This is a genomic window from Streptococcus pseudopneumoniae IS7493 (assembly GCF_000221985.1).
Lineage (GTDB): Bacteria > Bacillota > Bacilli > Lactobacillales > Streptococcaceae > Streptococcus > Streptococcus pseudopneumoniae.
The window spans coordinates 2,141,769-2,157,165 of record NC_015875.1 but is presented as its reverse complement, the minus strand read 5'-3'; the positions used below and the strand labels follow the sequence as shown (position 1 = coordinate 2,157,165).

At 41.3% G+C, this 15,397-nt stretch carries 14 protein-coding genes and 1 pseudogene; 14 read left to right on the top strand and 1 reads right to left on the bottom strand.

Annotated elements, in window-relative coordinates:
- The first annotated feature begins 69 nt into the window (after positions 1–69).
- From SPPN_RS11145 to SPPN_RS11080, 14 genes are all read left to right on the top strand, one after another.
- Positions 70–2,043 (top strand): DHH family phosphoesterase, encoded by a 1,974-nt coding sequence (locus SPPN_RS11145; RefSeq protein ID WP_000715117.1) that lies wholly within the window; start codon positions 70–72, stop codon positions 2,041–2,043.
- Positions 2,040–2,492, top strand: a complete 453-nt coding sequence (rplI, locus tag SPPN_RS11140) for a 50S ribosomal protein L9 (protein ID WP_000864214.1) — start codon at positions 2,040–2,042, stop codon at positions 2,490–2,492. The genes SPPN_RS11145 and rplI overlap by 4 nt, the downstream gene beginning before the upstream one ends.
- A gap of 43 nt (positions 2,493–2,535) precedes the next feature.
- Entirely contained in the window at positions 2,536–3,888 is a 1,353-nt protein-coding gene (gene dnaB, locus SPPN_RS11135; protein WP_000852490.1) for a replicative DNA helicase, read from the top strand.
- A gap of 1 nt (position 3,889) precedes the next feature.
- Entirely contained in the window at positions 3,890–4,156 is a 267-nt protein-coding gene (locus SPPN_RS11130) for a Veg family protein (RefSeq protein ID WP_001278160.1), read from the top strand.
- A gap of 88 nt (positions 4,157–4,244) precedes the next feature.
- Positions 4,245–5,363 carry a choline binding-anchored murein hydrolase CbpD gene (cbpD, locus tag SPPN_RS11125; protein ID WP_000698583.1) on the top strand — a complete coding sequence of 373 codons (1,119 nt, stop codon included), beginning with the start codon at positions 4,245–4,247 and terminating at the stop codon, positions 5,361–5,363.
- 821 nt (positions 5,364–6,184) lie between these two features.
- A complete protein-coding gene (locus tag SPPN_RS11120) occupies positions 6,185–6,475 on the top strand; it encodes a thiamine-binding protein (protein WP_000647658.1) in 291 nt (96 codons plus the stop codon).
- Positions 6,438–7,196 (top strand): ABC transporter permease, encoded by a 759-nt coding sequence (locus tag SPPN_RS11115; RefSeq protein WP_162199268.1) that lies wholly within the window; start codon positions 6,438–6,440, stop codon positions 7,194–7,196. The genes SPPN_RS11120 and SPPN_RS11115 overlap by 38 nt, the downstream gene beginning before the upstream one ends.
- Positions 7,197–7,233: 37 nt before the next feature.
- Positions 7,234–8,241 carry an ABC transporter substrate-binding protein gene (locus SPPN_RS11110; RefSeq protein ID WP_014017376.1) on the top strand — a complete coding sequence of 336 codons (1,008 nt, stop codon included), beginning with the start codon at positions 7,234–7,236 and terminating at the stop codon, positions 8,239–8,241.
- On the top strand, positions 8,241–8,969 hold the full coding sequence (locus SPPN_RS11105; protein WP_000136232.1) for an ABC transporter ATP-binding protein: 729 nt from the start codon (positions 8,241–8,243) through the stop codon (positions 8,967–8,969). Before SPPN_RS11110 ends, SPPN_RS11105 begins: the two co-directional genes overlap by 1 nt.
- A 118-nt stretch (positions 8,970–9,087) precedes the next feature.
- Positions 9,088–9,546 carry a CtsR family transcriptional regulator gene (locus SPPN_RS11100; protein WP_001211273.1) on the top strand — a complete coding sequence of 153 codons (459 nt, stop codon included), beginning with the start codon at positions 9,088–9,090 and terminating at the stop codon, positions 9,544–9,546.
- Between the two features lies 1 nt (position 9,547).
- On the top strand, positions 9,548–11,980 hold the full coding sequence (locus SPPN_RS11095) for an ATP-dependent Clp protease ATP-binding subunit (RefSeq protein ID WP_001109674.1): 2,433 nt from the start codon (positions 9,548–9,550) through the stop codon (positions 11,978–11,980).
- Between the two features lie 260 nt (positions 11,981–12,240).
- Positions 12,241–13,299 carry an AAA family ATPase gene (locus SPPN_RS11090; protein ID WP_000730557.1) on the top strand — a complete coding sequence of 353 codons (1,059 nt, stop codon included), beginning with the start codon at positions 12,241–12,243 and terminating at the stop codon, positions 13,297–13,299.
- A gap of 9 nt (positions 13,300–13,308) precedes the next feature.
- Positions 13,309–14,088, top strand: coding sequence for a nicotinamide riboside transporter PnuC (pnuC, locus tag SPPN_RS11085; protein ID WP_000736870.1), 780 nt, complete (start codon positions 13,309–13,311; stop codon positions 14,086–14,088).
- 1 nt (position 14,089) lies between these two features.
- Positions 14,090–14,860, top strand: coding sequence for an NUDIX domain-containing protein (locus SPPN_RS11080; protein WP_000132691.1), 771 nt, complete (start codon positions 14,090–14,092; stop codon positions 14,858–14,860).
- Between the two features lie 73 nt (positions 14,861–14,933).
- Here the strand turns inward: SPPN_RS11080 and SPPN_RS14105 are convergent.
- Positions 14,934–15,163: pseudogene (locus SPPN_RS14105) on the bottom strand (hypothetical protein).
- Positions 15,164–15,397 lie beyond the last annotated feature (234 nt).

Here is a 15,397-nt window from a genome sequence, read left to right as displayed (position 1 = left end):
ACTGATTACACTTTTAAAAAGTCGCTTTTTGAAGGGTATTATGGTATAATGGGTGCCAAGAGGTTTTGAATGAAAAAATTTTATGTAAGTCCAATTTTTCCTATTCTAGTAGGATTGATTGCGTTTGGAGTCTTATCCACTTTCATTATTTTTGTTAATAATAATCTGTTGACGGTTTTAATTTTGTTTCTTTTTGTAGGAGGCTATGTTTTTTTATTTAAGAAACTGAGAGTGCATTATACAAGGAGTGATGTAGAACAGATACAGTATGTAAACCACCAAGCGGAAGAAAGTTTGACAGCTCTATTGGAACAGATGCCTGTAGGTGTTATGAAATTGAATTTATCTTCTGGAGAGGTTGAGTGGTTTAATCCCTATGCTGAATTGATTTTGACCAAGGAAGATGGCGATTTTGATTTAGAAGCTGTTCAAACGATTATCAAGGCTTCAGTAGGAAATCCGTCTACTTATGCTAAGCTGGGTGAGAAGCGTTATGCTGTTCATATGGATTCTTCTTCCGGTGTTTTGTATTTTGTAGATGTATCCAGGGAGCAAGCCATAACAGATGAATTAGTAACGAGTCGACCAGTGATTGGAGTTGTGTCTGTGGATAATTATGATGATTTGGAGGATGCAACTTCTGAGTCAGATATTAGTCAAATCAATAGTTTTGTAGCTAATTTTATATCAGAGTTTTCAGAAAAATACATGATGTTTTCTCGTCGGGTAAGTATGGATCGATTTTATCTATTTACTGACTATACGGTGCTTGAGGGCTTGATGAATGATAAATTTTCTGTTATTGATGCTTTCAGAGAAGAGTCGAAACAGAGGCAGTTGCCCTTGACCTTAAGTATGGGATTTTCTTATGGCGATGGAAATCATGATGAAATAGGGAAAGTTGCTTTGCTCAACTTGAACTTGGCTGAAGTACGTGGTGGCGACCAGGTGGTTGTCAAGGAGAATGATGAAACGAAAAATCCAGTCTACTTTGGCGGTGGGTCGGCTGCGTCCATCAAGCGCACTCGTACCCGTACTCGATCAATGATGACAGCCATATCTGATAAGATTCGTAGTGTGGATCAAGTGTTTGTAGTTGGGCATAGAAATTTAGATATGGATGCTTTGGGCTCTGCTGTAGGTATGCAGTTGTTCGCCAGCAATGTGATTGAAAATAGCTATGCTCTTTATGACGAAGAACAAATGTCTCCAGATATTGAACGAGCTGTTTCATTCTTAGAAAAAGAAGGAGTTACGAAGTTGTTGTCTGTTAAGGATGCAATGGGGATGGTGACCAATCGTTCTTTGTTGATTCTTGTAGACCATTCAAAGACAGCCTTAACATTATCAAAAGATTTTTATGATTTATTTACCCAAACCATTGTTATTGACCACCATAGAAGGGATCAGGATTTCCCAGACAATGCAGTTATCACTTATATCGAAAGTGGTGCAAGCAGTGCCAGTGAGTTGGTAACGGAGTTGATTCAGTTCCAAAATTCTAAGAAAAATCGTTTGAGTCGTATGCAAGCAAGTGTCTTGATGGCTGGTATGATGCTGGATACTAAAAATTTCACCTCACGAGTGACTAGTCGGACATTTGATGTTGCTAGCTATCTCAGAACGCGCGGAAGTGATAGTATTGCTATCCAAGAAATCGCTGCGACAGATTTTGAAGAATATCGTGAGGTCAATGAACTGATTTTACAGGGGCGTAAATTAGGTTCAGATGTACTAATAGCAGAGGCTAAGGACACGAAATGCTATGATACAGTTGTTATTAGTAAGGCAGCAGATGCCATGTTAGCTATGTCAGGTATTGAAGCGAGTTTTGTTCTTGCGAAAAATACACAAGGCTTTATATCCATCTCAGCTCGGAGTCGTAGTAAACTGAATGTGCAACGGATTATGGAAGAGTTAGGCGGTGGAGGTCACTTTAATTTGGCAGCAGCTCAAATTAAAGATTTAACCTTGTCAGAAGCAGGTGAAAAACTGACAGAAATTGTATTAAATGAAATAAAGGAAAAGGAGAAAGAAGAATGAAAGTAATTTTTTTAGCAGATGTTAAAGGAAAAGGTAAAAAAGGCGAAATTAAGGAAGTACCAACAGGGTATGCGCAAAACTTTCTTATCAAAAAGAACCTAGCAAAAGAAGCGACTGCTCAAGCTGTAGGTGAACTTCGTGGTAAACAAAAATCTGAAGAGAAAGCTCACGCTGAGATGATTGCAGAAGCAAAAGCAATTAAAGCCCAACTTGAAGCAGAAGAAACGGTTGTAGAATTTGTTGAAAAAGTTGGTCCAGATGGTCGTACCTTTGGTTCTATTACCAATAAGAAGATTGCAGAAGAATTGCAAAAGCAATTTGGAATTAAGATTGATAAACGTCATATTCAAGTACAAGCTCCGATTCGAGCAGTTGGTTTGATTGATGTGCCAGTGAAAATCTATCAAGATATCACAAGTGTAATCAATCTTCGTGTGAAAGAAGGATAAGTTTACACCTTCTTGACAAGATTGTAAAAGGAAGGGAAATCTGATGGCAGAAGTAGAAGAGTTACGAGTACAACCTCAAGATATCTTAGCTGAACAATCCGTTTTGGGGGCTATCTTTATTGATGAGAGTAAGCTTGTTTTTGTGCGAGAATATATTGAGTCTCGGGACTTTTTTAAGTATGCCCATCGTTTGATTTTCCAAGCTATGGTCGATTTATCCGATCGTGGCGATGCCATAGATGCAACAACGGTTCGTACCATTCTTGATAATCAAGGCGATTTGCAGAATATTGGTGGCTTGTCTTACTTGGTTGAGATTGTCAATTCTGTGCCAACTTCTGCTAATGCGGAGTATTATGCTAAAATCGTTGCAGAAAAGGCTATGTTACGGCGATTAATCGCCAAGTTGACAGAGTCTGTCAATCAAGCTTACGAAGCGTCGCAACCAGCTGATGAAATCATTGCTCAGGCAGAAAAAGGCCTGATTGATGTCAGTGAAAATGCTAATCGAAGCGGGTTTAAGAACATTCGAGATGTGTTGAATGTCAACTTTGGAAATCTGGAAGCTCGCTCGCAACAAACGACCGATATTACAGGTATTGCGACAGGCTATCGTGATTTAGATCATATGACGACTGGTCTGCATGAAGAGGAGTTGATTATCTTAGCAGCTCGTCCGGCGGTTGGTAAGACAGCTTTTGCCTTGAATATCGCTCAGAATATTGGGACTAAGTTGGACAAAACGGTTGCTATCTTTTCGCTGGAAATGGGTGCGGAAAGTCTAGTCGATCGTATGTTAGCGGCAGAAGGGTTGGTTGAGTCGCATTCTATCCGTACAGGTCAATTGACCGATGAGGAGTGGCAAAAATATACCATTGCTCAAGGGAACCTAGCAAACGCAAGTATCTATATCGATGATACGCCAGGGATTCGAATTACAGAGATTCGTTCTCGTTCTCGTAAACTGGCTCAAGAAACGGGCAATCTAGGTTTGATTTTGATAGATTACTTGCAGCTTATCACGGGAACTGGGCGAGAAAACCGCCAACAAGAAGTTTCAGAAATTTCACGTCAGTTGAAAATCCTAGCCAAGGAACTGAAGGTTCCAGTAATCGCTCTGAGTCAGTTGTCTCGTGGTGTAGAACAACGTCAGGATAAAAGACCAGTCTTGTCTGATATTCGTGAATCTGGGTCTATCGAGCAGGACGCTGATATCGTAGCCTTTCTTTATCGCGACGATTACTATGAGCGTGGTGGTGAAGAAGAGGAAGGCATACCAAATAATAAGGTGGAAGTTATTATCGAGAAAAACCGTAGTGGAGCTCGTGGAACTGTGGAATTGATTTTCCAAAAAGAATACAATAAATTTTCAAGTATCTCAAAGAGGGAGGCATAAGATGTCAGATGCATTTACAGATGTAGCCAAGATGAAAAAAATCAAAGAGGAAATCAAGGCGCATGAGGGTCATGTAATTGAAATGACTTTGGAAAATGGGCGCAAGCGCCAAAAAAATAGATTGGGTAAGTTAATTGAAGTTTATCCATCCCTATTTATTGTGGAATTTGGGAACGTTGAAGGAGATAAACAAGCTAATGTTTACGTTGAATCCTTTACCTACTCAGATATCCTTACAGAAAAGAATTTGATTCATTATCTGGACTAAAGTGAGAAATTTTCTCACTTTTTCTTTTTTCTCCGAATAGTTTAAGTGAAGGCAATCTTCGATTTATATTATTTTTCAAGGAGGAAGAATGAAAATTTTACCGTTTATAGCAAGAGGGACAAGTTATTACTTGAAGATGTCAGTTAAAAAGCTTGTTTCTTTTTTAGTAGTAGGATTGATGCTAGCAGCGGGTGATAGTGTCTATGCCTACTCTGGAGGGAATGGATCGATTGCGCGTGGAGATGATTATCCTGCTTATTATAAAAATGGGAGCCAGGAGATTGATCAGTGGCGCATGTATTCTCGTCAGTGTACTTCTTTCGCAGCCTTTCGTTTGAGTAATGTCAATGGTTTTGAGATTCCAAGGGCTTATGGAAATGCGAATGAATGGGGGCATCGTGCTCGTCGTGAAGGCTATCGTGTAGATAATACACCGACGATTGGCTCCATTGCTTGGTCTACTGCAGGAACTTATGGGCATGTTGCCTGGGTGTCAAATGTAATGGGAGATCAGATTGAGATCGAGGAATATAACTATGGTTATACAGAAGCCTATAATAAACGAAGTATAAAAGCAAATACGATGACAGGATTTATTCATTTTAAAGATTTGGCTGGTGGCAGTGTTGGGACTAGTCAATCCTTAGCTTCAACAGGGGGCACACATTATTTTAAGACTAAGTCAGCTATCAAAAATCAACCTCTAGCTAGCGCAACTGTGATTGATTACTATTATCCTGGGGAGAAGGTTCATTATGATCAAATTCTCGAAAAAGATGGCTACAAGTGGTTGAGTTATACGGCTTATAACGGAAGTCGTCGCTATATACAGCTAGAGGGAGTGACTTCTTCACAAAATTATCAGAATCAATCAGGAAATAGCTCTAGCTATAGATCCAATAGTAGTCCAACTGTCGGTTGGAAGAAAATAAATGGTAGTTGGTATCATTTCAAATCAAATGGTTCTAAATCAACAGGCTGGCTGAAAGACGGTTCTAGCTGGTATTATTTGAAATTATCTGGTGAAATGCAGACAGGATGGTTAAAGGAAAATGGCTCGTGGTATTATCTGGATAGTTCAGGGGCAATGAAAACAGGCTGGTATCAAGTTTCTGGTAAGTGGTATTATTCTTACTCTTCAGGTGCCCTAGCTGTTAATACGACGGTGGATGGCTACAGAGTAAACAGTGATGGAGAACGAGTGTAGAAAATTGGAGTAGGAAATTTTTCCTGCTCTTTTCTGGTACGACGGGCATGTCGTGCATCTGAGGTGTAAGTCCTCGGTGGGCACCTGCTACCGGTGAACCCAATAGCGATTCCCAAGCCTGACTATCGTGAGGTAGCGGATTAAAACGGTCTGGGGATAGACCGTTTTAAGTCTGACACTGGAAATAAGAATCGTCAGAGGAAGGGATAGCGAAATCGTGGCTCTACGAACAGGAAGGTGATAGTAAGGCGTATATAGCGGATAAGGGGGCCAGAAACTCTAAAGTCCAAAAAGGTAGTCGTAACCCATATGCGTAAATCACGAGAGTAATTGAATTCGGACTAAGGTTTGTGTGAAAAAGATAAATCTTTCTAGAGTCTAAAGACTCTGCGTCAGATTTCCTATTTTCACTCTAACCTTTTAACGTCCTCATGTCTAGTCTAAACGAGGAAAGATGTAGGACTTATCCCGTGAGCTCTGTCGCTAGAAAGAGAAAACGACAGATCGAAGTAATCCTACTTTACTTGTGTCTGTAAAACGAACGGTCTGATAGAACTGGACTCTGTCACGTATTGACTAGATGAAGGTTCACCAATATAAGATAAAGCAATTTCCTTGACATTTTTCTTATTTTGCGCTATCATATATACATATAATATATGGGAGTCTGTGTACAGTCTGAGAGGAAGTGTTAAACTTCGACCGCACCTGATCTGGGTAATGCCAGCGGAGGGAACGATACTTAGTCTGATTTTGCACCTTTTCCATATATGGTAAAGGTTTTTCTTTTTGTCAAAGGAAAACGAGAAGAGGAGGTTTTTATGAAAGCAAGCATCGCCTTGCAAGTTTTACCCCTAGCACAGGGGATTGATCGGATAGCTGTTATTGATCAGGTCATTGCTTATCTGCAAGCTCAAGAAGTGACCATGGTGGTGACACCATTTGAAACGGTCTTGGAAGGGGAGTTTGATGAGCTTATGCGCATTCTAAAAGAAGCGCTGGAAGTGGCAGGGCAGGAGGCAGATAATGTCTTTGCCAATGTCAAAATAAATGTAGGAGAGATTTTAAGTATTGATGAGAAGCTTGAAAAGTATGCTGAGACGACACATTAGTCTATTGGGTTTTCTGGGAGTCTTGTCAATCTGGCAGTTAGCAGGTTTTCTTAAACTTCTCCCCAAGTTTATCCTGCCGACACCTCTTGAAATCCTCCAGTCTTTTGTGCGTGATAGAGAATTTCTCTGGCACCATAGCTGGGCGACTTTGAGAGTGGCTTTACTGGGGCTGATTTTGGGAGTCTTGATTGCCTGTCTCATGGCTGTGCTCATGGATAGTTTGACTTGGCTCAATGACCTGATTTACCCTATGATGGTGGTTGTTCAGACTATCCCGACCATTGCCATAGCCCCTATTCTGGTCTTGTGGCTAGGTTATGGGATTCTGCCCAAGATTGTCTTGATTATCTTAACGACAACCTTTCCCATCATCGTCAGCATTTTGGACGGTTTTAGGCATTGCGATAAGGATATGCTGACCTTGTTTAGTCTGATGCGGGCCAAGCCTTGGCAAATCCTGTGGCATTTTAAAATTCCAGTCAGCCTGCCTTACTTTTATGCAGGTCTGAGGGTCAGTGTCTCCTACGCCTTTATCACAACAGTGGTATCTGAGTGGTTGGGAGGCTTTGAAGGACTAGGTGTCTACATGATTCAGTCCAAGAAACTGTTTCAGTATGATACCATGTTTGCTATTATTATTCTGGTATCGATTATCAGTCTTCTCGGTATGAAGCTGGTTGATGTCAGTGAAAAATATGTTATTAAATGGAAACGTTCGTAGAATAAGAATGTTTCAAAAAAGAAAAGAGGAAATCAAAATGAAGAAAACATGGAAAGTGTTTTTAACTGTTTTAACAGCTCTTGTAGCTGTCGTGCTTGTAGCTTGTGGTCAAGGAACTGCTTCTAAGGATAACAAAGAGGCAGAACTCAAGAAGATCGACTTTATCCTAGACTGGACACCAAATACTAACCACACAGGGCTATATGTTGCCAAGGAAAAAGGTTATTTCAAAGAAGCTGGAGTGGATGTTGATTTGAAATTGCCACCAGAAGAAAGCTCATCTGACTTGGTTATCAATGGTAAGGCACCATTTGCAGTGTATTTCCAAGACTACATGGCTAAAAAATTGGAAAAAGGAGCAGGAATCACTGCCGTTGCAGCTATTGTTGAACACAATACATCAGGAATCATCTCACGTAAATCTGACAATGTAAGCAGTCCAAAAGACTTAGTTGGTAAGAAATACGGGACTTGGAATGACCCAACTGAACTTACTATGTTGAAAACATTGGTAGAATCACAAGGTGGGGACTTTGAGAAGGTAGAAAAAGTACCAAATAACGACTCAAACTCTATCACACCTATTGCCAATGGTGTCTTTGACACTGCTTGGATTTACTACGGTTGGGATGGTATACTTGCTAAATCTCAAGGTGTAGATGCTAACTTCATGTATTTGAAAGACTATGTCAAGGAGTTTGACTACTATTCACCAGTTATCATCGCAAACAACGACTATCTGAAAGATAACAAAGAAGAAGCTCGTAAAGTCATCCAAGCCATCAAAAAAGGTTACCAATATGCCATGGAACATCCAGAAGAAGCTGCAGATATTCTCATCAAGAATGCACCTGAACTCAAGGAAAAACGTGACTTTGTCATCGAATCTCAAAAATACTTGTCAAAAGAATACGCAAGCGACAAGGAAAAATGGGGTCAATTTGACGCAGCTCGCTGGAATGCTTTCTACAAATGGGATAAAGAAAATGGTATCCTTAAAGAAGACTTGACAGACAAAGGCTTCACCAACGAATTTGTGAAATAATGACAGAAATTAGACTAGAGCACGTCAGTTATGCCTATGGTCAGGAGAGGATTTTAGAGGATATCAACCTACAGGTGACTTCAGGCGAAGTGGTTTCCATCCTAGGCCCAAGTGGTGTTGGAAAGACCACTCTCTTTAATCTAATCGCTGGGATTTTAGAAGTTCAGTCAGGGAGAATTGTCCTTGATGGTGAAGAAAATCCCCAGGGGCGCGTGAGTTATATGTTGCAAAAGGATCTGCTCTTGGAGCACAAGACGGTGCTTGGAAATATCATTCTGCCCCTCTTGATTCAAAAGGTGGATAAGGCAGAAGCTATTTCCCGAGCGGATAAAATTCTTGCAACCTTCCAGCTGACAGCTGTAAGAGATAAATACCCTCATGAACTTAGCGGTGGGATGCGCCAGCGTGTAGCCTTACTCCGGACCTACCTTTTTGGGCACAAGCTCTTTCTCTTAGATGAGGCCTTTAGCGCCTTGGATGAGATGACCAAGATGGAACTACACGCTTGGTACCTTGAGATTCACAAACAGTTGCAGCTAACAACCCTGATCATCACGCATAGTATTGAGGAGGCCCTCAATCTCAGCGACCGCATCTATATCTTGAAAAATCGCCCTGGGCAGATTGTTTCAGAAATTAAACTAGATTGGTCTGAAGATGAGGACAAGGAAGTCCAAAAGATTGCCTACAAACGTCAAATCTTGGCAGAATTAGGCTTAGATAAGTAGAAAAATAGGGAGTTGGTGAAGATTATCCTTTACCAGCGCCCTTTTTCTTTTAAAAATGAGAAAATTTCGGTATAATAGTCAAACAAGGTCAAGGTTTAAAGAGAGAGGTGGGTTTGTAATGAGATTTAAAAATACATCGGATCATATTGAGGCCTACATCAAGGCGATTTTAGATCAATCTGGTATTGTGGAGTTGCAACGGAGTCAGTTGGCAGATACCTTTCAGGTTGTTCCTAGTCAGATTAACTACGTGATCAAGACACGCTTTACGGAAAGTAGAGGCTACTTGGTTGAAAGTAAGCGTGGTGGTGGAGGCTACATTCGTATAGGACGGATTGAGTTTTCTAGTCATCATGAAATGCTCCGGGAGCTGCTTTACTCGATTGGTGAGCGAGTCAGTCAAGAAATTTATGAGGATATTCTCCAGCTTTTGGTTGAGCAGGAATTGATGACCAAGCAGGAGATGAATTTGCTAGAATCAGTAGCTTTGGATCGCGTTTTAGGAGAAGAAGCTCCAGTTGTTCGAGCAAACATGCTACGTCAGATCATACAAGAGGTAGATAGAAAAGGGAAGTAAGATGAACTATTCAAAAGCATTGAATGAATGTATCGAAAGTGCCTACATGGTTGCTGGACATTTTGGAGCTCGTTATCTAGAGTCTTGGCACTTGTTGATTGCCATGTCTAATCACAGTTATAGTGTAGCAGGGGCAACTTTAAATGATTATCCGTATGAGATGGACCGTTTAGAAGAGGTGGCTTTGGAACTGACTGAAACGGACTATAGCCAGGATGAAACTTTTACGGAATTGCCGTTCTCCCGTCGTTTGCAGATTCTTTTTGACGAAGCAGAGTATGTAGCTTCAGTGGTCCATGCTAAGGTGCTAGGGACAGAGCACGTCCTCTATGCGATTTTGCATGATGGCAATGCCTTGGCGACTCGTATTTTGGAGAGGGCTGGTTTTTCTTATGAAGACAAGAAAGATCAGGTCAAGATTGCTGCTCTTCGTCGAAATTTAGAAGAACGGGCAGGTTGGACTCGTGAAGACCTCAAGGCTTTACGTCAACGCCATCGTACTGTGGCTGACAAACAAAATTCTATGGCCAATATGATGGGCATGCCGCAGACTCCGAGTGGTGGTCTCGAGGACTATACGCATGATTTGACAGAGCAAGCGCGTTCTGGCAAGTTAGAACCAGTCATCGGTCGGGATAAGGAAATCTCGCGTATGATTCAAATCTTGAGCCGTAAGACTAAGAACAACCCTGTCTTGGTCGGGGATGCTGGTGTCGGGAAAACAGCTCTGGCGCTTGGTCTTGCCCAGCGTATTGCTAGTGGTGATGTACCTGCGGAAATGGCTAAGATGCGCGTGTTGGAGCTTGATTTGATGAATGTCGTTGCAGGTACACGTTTCCGTGGTGACTTTGAAGAGCGTATGAATAATATCATCAAGGATATTGAGGAAGATGGCCAAGTAATTCTCTTTATCGATGAACTCCACACTATCATGGGTTCTGGTAGCGGGATTGACTCGACTCTGGATGCGGCCAATATTTTGAAGCCAGCCTTGGCGCGTGGAACTTTGAGAACGGTTGGTGCCACCACTCAGGAAGAATACCAAAAACACATCGAAAAAGATGCGGCCCTTTCTCGTCGATTCGCTAAAGTGACGATTGAAGAGCCAAGTGTGGCAGACAGCATGGCCATTTTGCAAGGCTTGAAGGCGACTTATGAGAAACATCACCGTGTGCAAATCACAGATGAAGCGGTCGAAACAGCCGTTAAGATGGCCCATCGTTACTTGACTAGTCGCCATTTGCCAGACTCTGCTATAGACCTCTTAGATGAAGCAGCAGCAACAGTGCAAAATAAGGCTAAGCATGTAAAAGTAGACGATTCAGGCTTGAGTCCAGCTGACAAGGCCTTGATGGATGGCAAGTGGAAACAGGCAGCTCAGCTAATCGCAAAAGAAGAGCAAGTGCCTGTCTATAAAGACTTGGTAACAGAGTCTGATATTTTGACTACCTTGAGTCGATTGTCAGGTATCCCAGTCCAAAAACTGACTCAGACTGACGCTAAGAAATACCTGAACTTGGAAGCTGAACTACACAAGCGTGTCATCGGTCAAGATCAAGCAGTTTCAAGCGTTAGCCGTGCTATTCGCCGCAATCAGTCAGGGATTCGCAGTCACAAGCGTCCGATTGGTTCTTTTATGTTCCTAGGACCCACAGGTGTCGGGAAGACCGAATTGGCCAAGGCTTTGGCAGAAGTTCTCTTTGATGACGAATCAGCCCTTATCCGCTTTGATATGAGTGAGTATATGGAGAAATTTGCAGCCAGCCGTCTCAATGGAGCTCCTCCGGGTTATGTGGGTTATGAAGAAGGTGGGGAGTTGACCGAGAAGGTTCGCAACAAACCCTATTCCGTTCTCCTTTTTGACGAGGTAGAGAAGGCCCACCCAGATATCTTTAATGTGCTCTTGCAGGTCTTGGATGATGGTGTCTTGACCGATAGCAAGGGCCGCAAGGTTGACTTTTCAAATACCATTATCATCATGACGTCAAACCTTGGTGCGACAGCCCTTCGGGATGACAAGACCGTCGGTTTTGGAGCTAAGGATATTCGTTTTGACCAGGAAAATATGGAAAAACGCATGTTTGAAGAGCTGAAAAAGGCTTATAGACCTGAGTTTATCAACCGTATTGATGAAAAGGTGGTCTTCCATAGCCTGTCTAGTGACCATATGCAGGAAGTGGTGAAGATTATGGTCAAACCTTTAGTGGCAAGTTTGGCTGAAAAAGGCATTGACTTGAAATTACAAGCTTCCGCACTGAAATTGTTGGCAAATCAAGGATATGACCCAGAGATGGGAGCTCGTCCACTTCGCAGAACCCTGCAAACAGAAGTGGAAGACAAGTTGGCAGAACTTCTTCTTAAGGGAGATTTGGTGGCAGGCAGCACACTTAAGATTGGTGTCAAAGCAGGCCAGTTAAAATTTGATATTGCATAAAAATGGAGAATCAGGAGTAATCTTGATTCTCTTTTGCCAAATTTCAAGTTCAAGTTAGTCATGTACTAGCTATCAGCTAGTTGAACCATCTAATTTTTAGGAGGGTTGGATGGCTAACTTCATTATAGAACTTTCACTTGGTTCTCTTTTTCGCAATGTTTTTATAAAAATGATAAAAACTATTGACAAAACAAAAATATAGTTTATAATAAAAACATAGATAATGAAAATATCAAAAACTATAAAAAGACAATGCGTTTATGAAAAAGAAAACAGCAGTGATATTTGGGACATTTGCTCCGCTTCATCAGGGTCATATCGATCTGATCCAGCGAGCCAAGCGGCAGTGTGACCAGGTCTGGGTTGTCGTTTCAGGCTATGGGGGAGATAGAGGGGAGCAGGTAGGTTTAACGCTTCAAAAAAGATTTCGATATATCCGAGAGTCCTTTGGTGATGACGAGTTGACCTCGGTTTGTAAGTTAGATGAGACCAATCTTCCCCGTTACCCTATGGGTTGGCAGGAGTGGTTGGACAAAATGTTAGCGGAGATTTCTTATGATGAAACCCAACAAGAACTGATCTTCTTTGTGGGAGAAGCAGACTATCAGCAAGAATTATCAAATCGTGGCTTTGAGACTGTCTTGCAAGAAGGAAAGTTTGGTATCTCAGAGACTATGATTCGAGAAAACCCAAGCAAATATTGGAAATATATTGCTCAACCCTTCCGACGTCAGTTTACAAAGAAAGTGTTGATTATGGGAAGTGCTAGCAATGGGAAGACCACTCTGGCAAAGGATTTGGCTAGGTATTACGATGCACCAGTCAGCTTGGAATATGCACGTGAGTACCAGATCAAAAACAATGTCCGCGACGATGAATTGACTCCAAAGGATTACTATTATCTCCTGTTGTGGCAGTATGACCAGACCTCTAAGTTAATTGACAGTAATGCCAATAGGGGACTGGTGATAGCAGACACCAACTCCTTAGTAACCAAGGGCTACTATGATTATTACATGGAGTCAGAGGATCAAGGGGACTTATCGGGAGAGACTTTTGATAATCTCTTTGCCTCGATCTTGGCTAAGGAAAAATGGGACTTGATTTTCTTTGTGCAACCTATTGGCTCCTATGTCAATGACGGATTTAGAGATATGACTATGGCAGAAGACCATATTCGTCATAGTTTTTCCCAGCATTTGGACCAGACGAGAGAGCGATATTTAGCAAACATTCCACTAGTTTATCTAGCTGAGGATTATCTAGGAAATTATGAAGCAGCAAAAGTGACTATTGATGCCATTTACCAAGCAGATTAGGAGAAACATATGAAAAAACTAACTGAAAAAATCACACAATTTATCGAAAACTTTAAAAATGTTCATGCAGAAGCTCGCAAAATCGGTTTTGCAGGAATCATGCACTTGCTCTGGAAAGATCTCTTTGTCGGTCGTAGCCTCTTCCAGTGGTTGTATCTCATCGCCTTGTCAAGTGTTCCCTTTATCTTGGAATTCACTCAAAATATAGATAGTCATGATTGGTTAAGCTTGTTTGCATCTTGGACTGGGATTGTCTGTGTTATCTTGGTAGCAGAAGGTCGTGCAAGCAATTATCTCTTTGGGGCTATTAACTCTGCTATCTATTTGATTTTGGCCATGGATGCGACTTTTTATGGCGAAGTCTTGACGACCGTTTACTTCTTTGTCATGCAGCCGATTGGCCTCTATGCTTGGCTGTCCAACCGTATTAATGACCAAGGAAAAGCAGAAGAATCTCATTTTGAAGCTAAGAAATTATCTATTTTTGATTGGCTCAAGTACTTGGCCTTGACTGCTATCATTTGGATTGGTATGGGCTTGGCTTATCAAAGTATCCATAGTGCTCGCCCTTTCCGTGATAGTGTTACCGATGCGACCAATGGTGTCGGTCAGCTCTTGATGACCCGTCTCTATCGTGAGCAATGGATTTTCTGGATTGCAACCAATCTCTTTAGTATTTATCTCTGGTGGGGTGAAAATATCCACATCCAAGGGATGTACTGGGTTTACACTCTCAATAGTCTAGTAGGTTGGTACCAATGGACCAAGGCAGTTCGTAAGGAGGCATAAAATGACGGACACGATGATTCCAGCAGGGATGGAAAAAGAATATTTTGAAATTCATGCTAGTCAGGAAGAATTTTTAGACTGGTACCACAAGCAGGAACTCCCTCAATACGAAAAACCAAGTGTAACGGTGGATATGGTAGCCTACTGCTTTGTCGAAGGAAAAATCAAGCTCTTATTAATTCGTCGCAAGGCTCATCCATATCAAAATTGTTTGGCTCTGGTTGGAGGATTTATGAACAAGGGCGAAGATGCTGCGCATGCCTGTCAGCGTGAGGTGAGAGAAGAAGTCAATCTCGATCTTCCTTTGGAAAAAATTGAGCAATTGATGACCGTATCGACTCCCGGCCGTGATCCACGGGGCTGGACAGTGACCATTGCCCACTTGGTTTATTTGCCTAGTCGTGCATTAGAACTTGTTCAAGCAGGAGACGATGCCAAGGATGTGTTTTTTGTAGATGTCGATTTTCAGACAGGCAAATGCTACCTAGAGGGAGTGGAGTTGGAGGAACAAGCCTTCGCTTTTGACCATTATGCCATTATTCAAGAGTCTATCAAACGAATCCAAGGCCGTCTCGACTGGAATCCGACCTTCCTTTATCTGCTGGAGGAGGAGTTCACTGTCTACGAAGGGACTGAACTGGTCAATCTCATCAACCCCGGTCGTCCAATCGTCAGCAATAACTTTCTCGTAAAATACGGAGAATATGTAGAAGAAGTTGGACTCAAACGAGTGTCTAAAAAGAAACCAAGAAAAACCTATCGATTGAAATAAAAAACGAGGTCGGGATAAAGTTCCTGACCTCTTTGTTTGCCTTTATTAGTTTGCTTTGCTGTTGCGACTGTTTTTAGGGATAGTTATCTTTCTTAGAATTGCTCAACATGTGAGTAAAAAGTCTTTGTATCGATACTTGAGATATTTTTCGTGTAGGAATAACAAAGCTATATAGAAAATCATAAAGACTGTGGTCAGATAGAAGATATCAAACGAAGTTTTGCCATAGTGAGTTGCGGATTTATAGGAACCAATTGCTCCCAAAATCAACCAAGGAAGATACTTGAAATACTTATTTAGTATAAGAGTGCACTTCCTATATTCTATTTCACTGTTATTATATTCCTTTGCAGCTAAATATGTAAGCGATTAAATAAGAGCGATTTAAAAAATTTTAAACAAAATAGGAATTTTTCTCTGTTTTTTCTATTAGATTACGAATAGAAGAGTAGGAGGAGTAAAGGTGTTTAAATTATGTGAGATTTTTAAAATAGTTTAAATAAATTATTGACATATTTAAATCTAAATGTTACAATT

Coding starts and splice junctions, on each gene's coding strand:
- SPPN_RS11100 (WP_001211273.1), top strand. CDS start 9,088: ATGAGATTTAAAAATACATCGGATCATATTGAGGCCTACATCAAGGCG.
- dnaB (WP_000852490.1), top strand. CDS start 2,536: ATGGCAGAAGTAGAAGAGTTACGAGTACAACCTCAAGATATCTTAGCT.
- SPPN_RS11130 (WP_001278160.1), top strand. CDS start 3,890: ATGTCAGATGCATTTACAGATGTAGCCAAGATGAAAAAAATCAAAGAG.
- SPPN_RS11115 (WP_162199268.1), top strand. CDS start 6,438: ATGAGAAGCTTGAAAAGTATGCTGAGACGACACATTAGTCTATTGGGT.
- SPPN_RS11080 (WP_000132691.1), top strand. CDS start 14,090: ATGACGGACACGATGATTCCAGCAGGGATGGAAAAAGAATATTTTGAA.
- SPPN_RS11145 (WP_000715117.1), top strand. CDS start 70: ATGAAAAAATTTTATGTAAGTCCAATTTTTCCTATTCTAGTAGGATTG.
- SPPN_RS11095 (WP_001109674.1), top strand. CDS start 9,548: ATGAACTATTCAAAAGCATTGAATGAATGTATCGAAAGTGCCTACATG.
- rplI (WP_000864214.1), top strand. CDS start 2,040: ATGAAAGTAATTTTTTTAGCAGATGTTAAAGGAAAAGGTAAAAAAGGC.
- SPPN_RS11105 (WP_000136232.1), top strand. CDS start 8,241: ATGACAGAAATTAGACTAGAGCACGTCAGTTATGCCTATGGTCAGGAG.
- cbpD (WP_000698583.1), top strand. CDS start 4,245: ATGAAAATTTTACCGTTTATAGCAAGAGGGACAAGTTATTACTTGAAG.
- SPPN_RS11110 (WP_014017376.1), top strand. CDS start 7,234: ATGAAGAAAACATGGAAAGTGTTTTTAACTGTTTTAACAGCTCTTGTA.
- SPPN_RS11120 (WP_000647658.1), top strand. CDS start 6,185: ATGAAAGCAAGCATCGCCTTGCAAGTTTTACCCCTAGCACAGGGGATT.
- pnuC (WP_000736870.1), top strand. CDS start 13,309: ATGAAAAAACTAACTGAAAAAATCACACAATTTATCGAAAACTTTAAA.
- SPPN_RS11090 (WP_000730557.1), top strand. CDS start 12,241: ATGAAAAAGAAAACAGCAGTGATATTTGGGACATTTGCTCCGCTTCAT.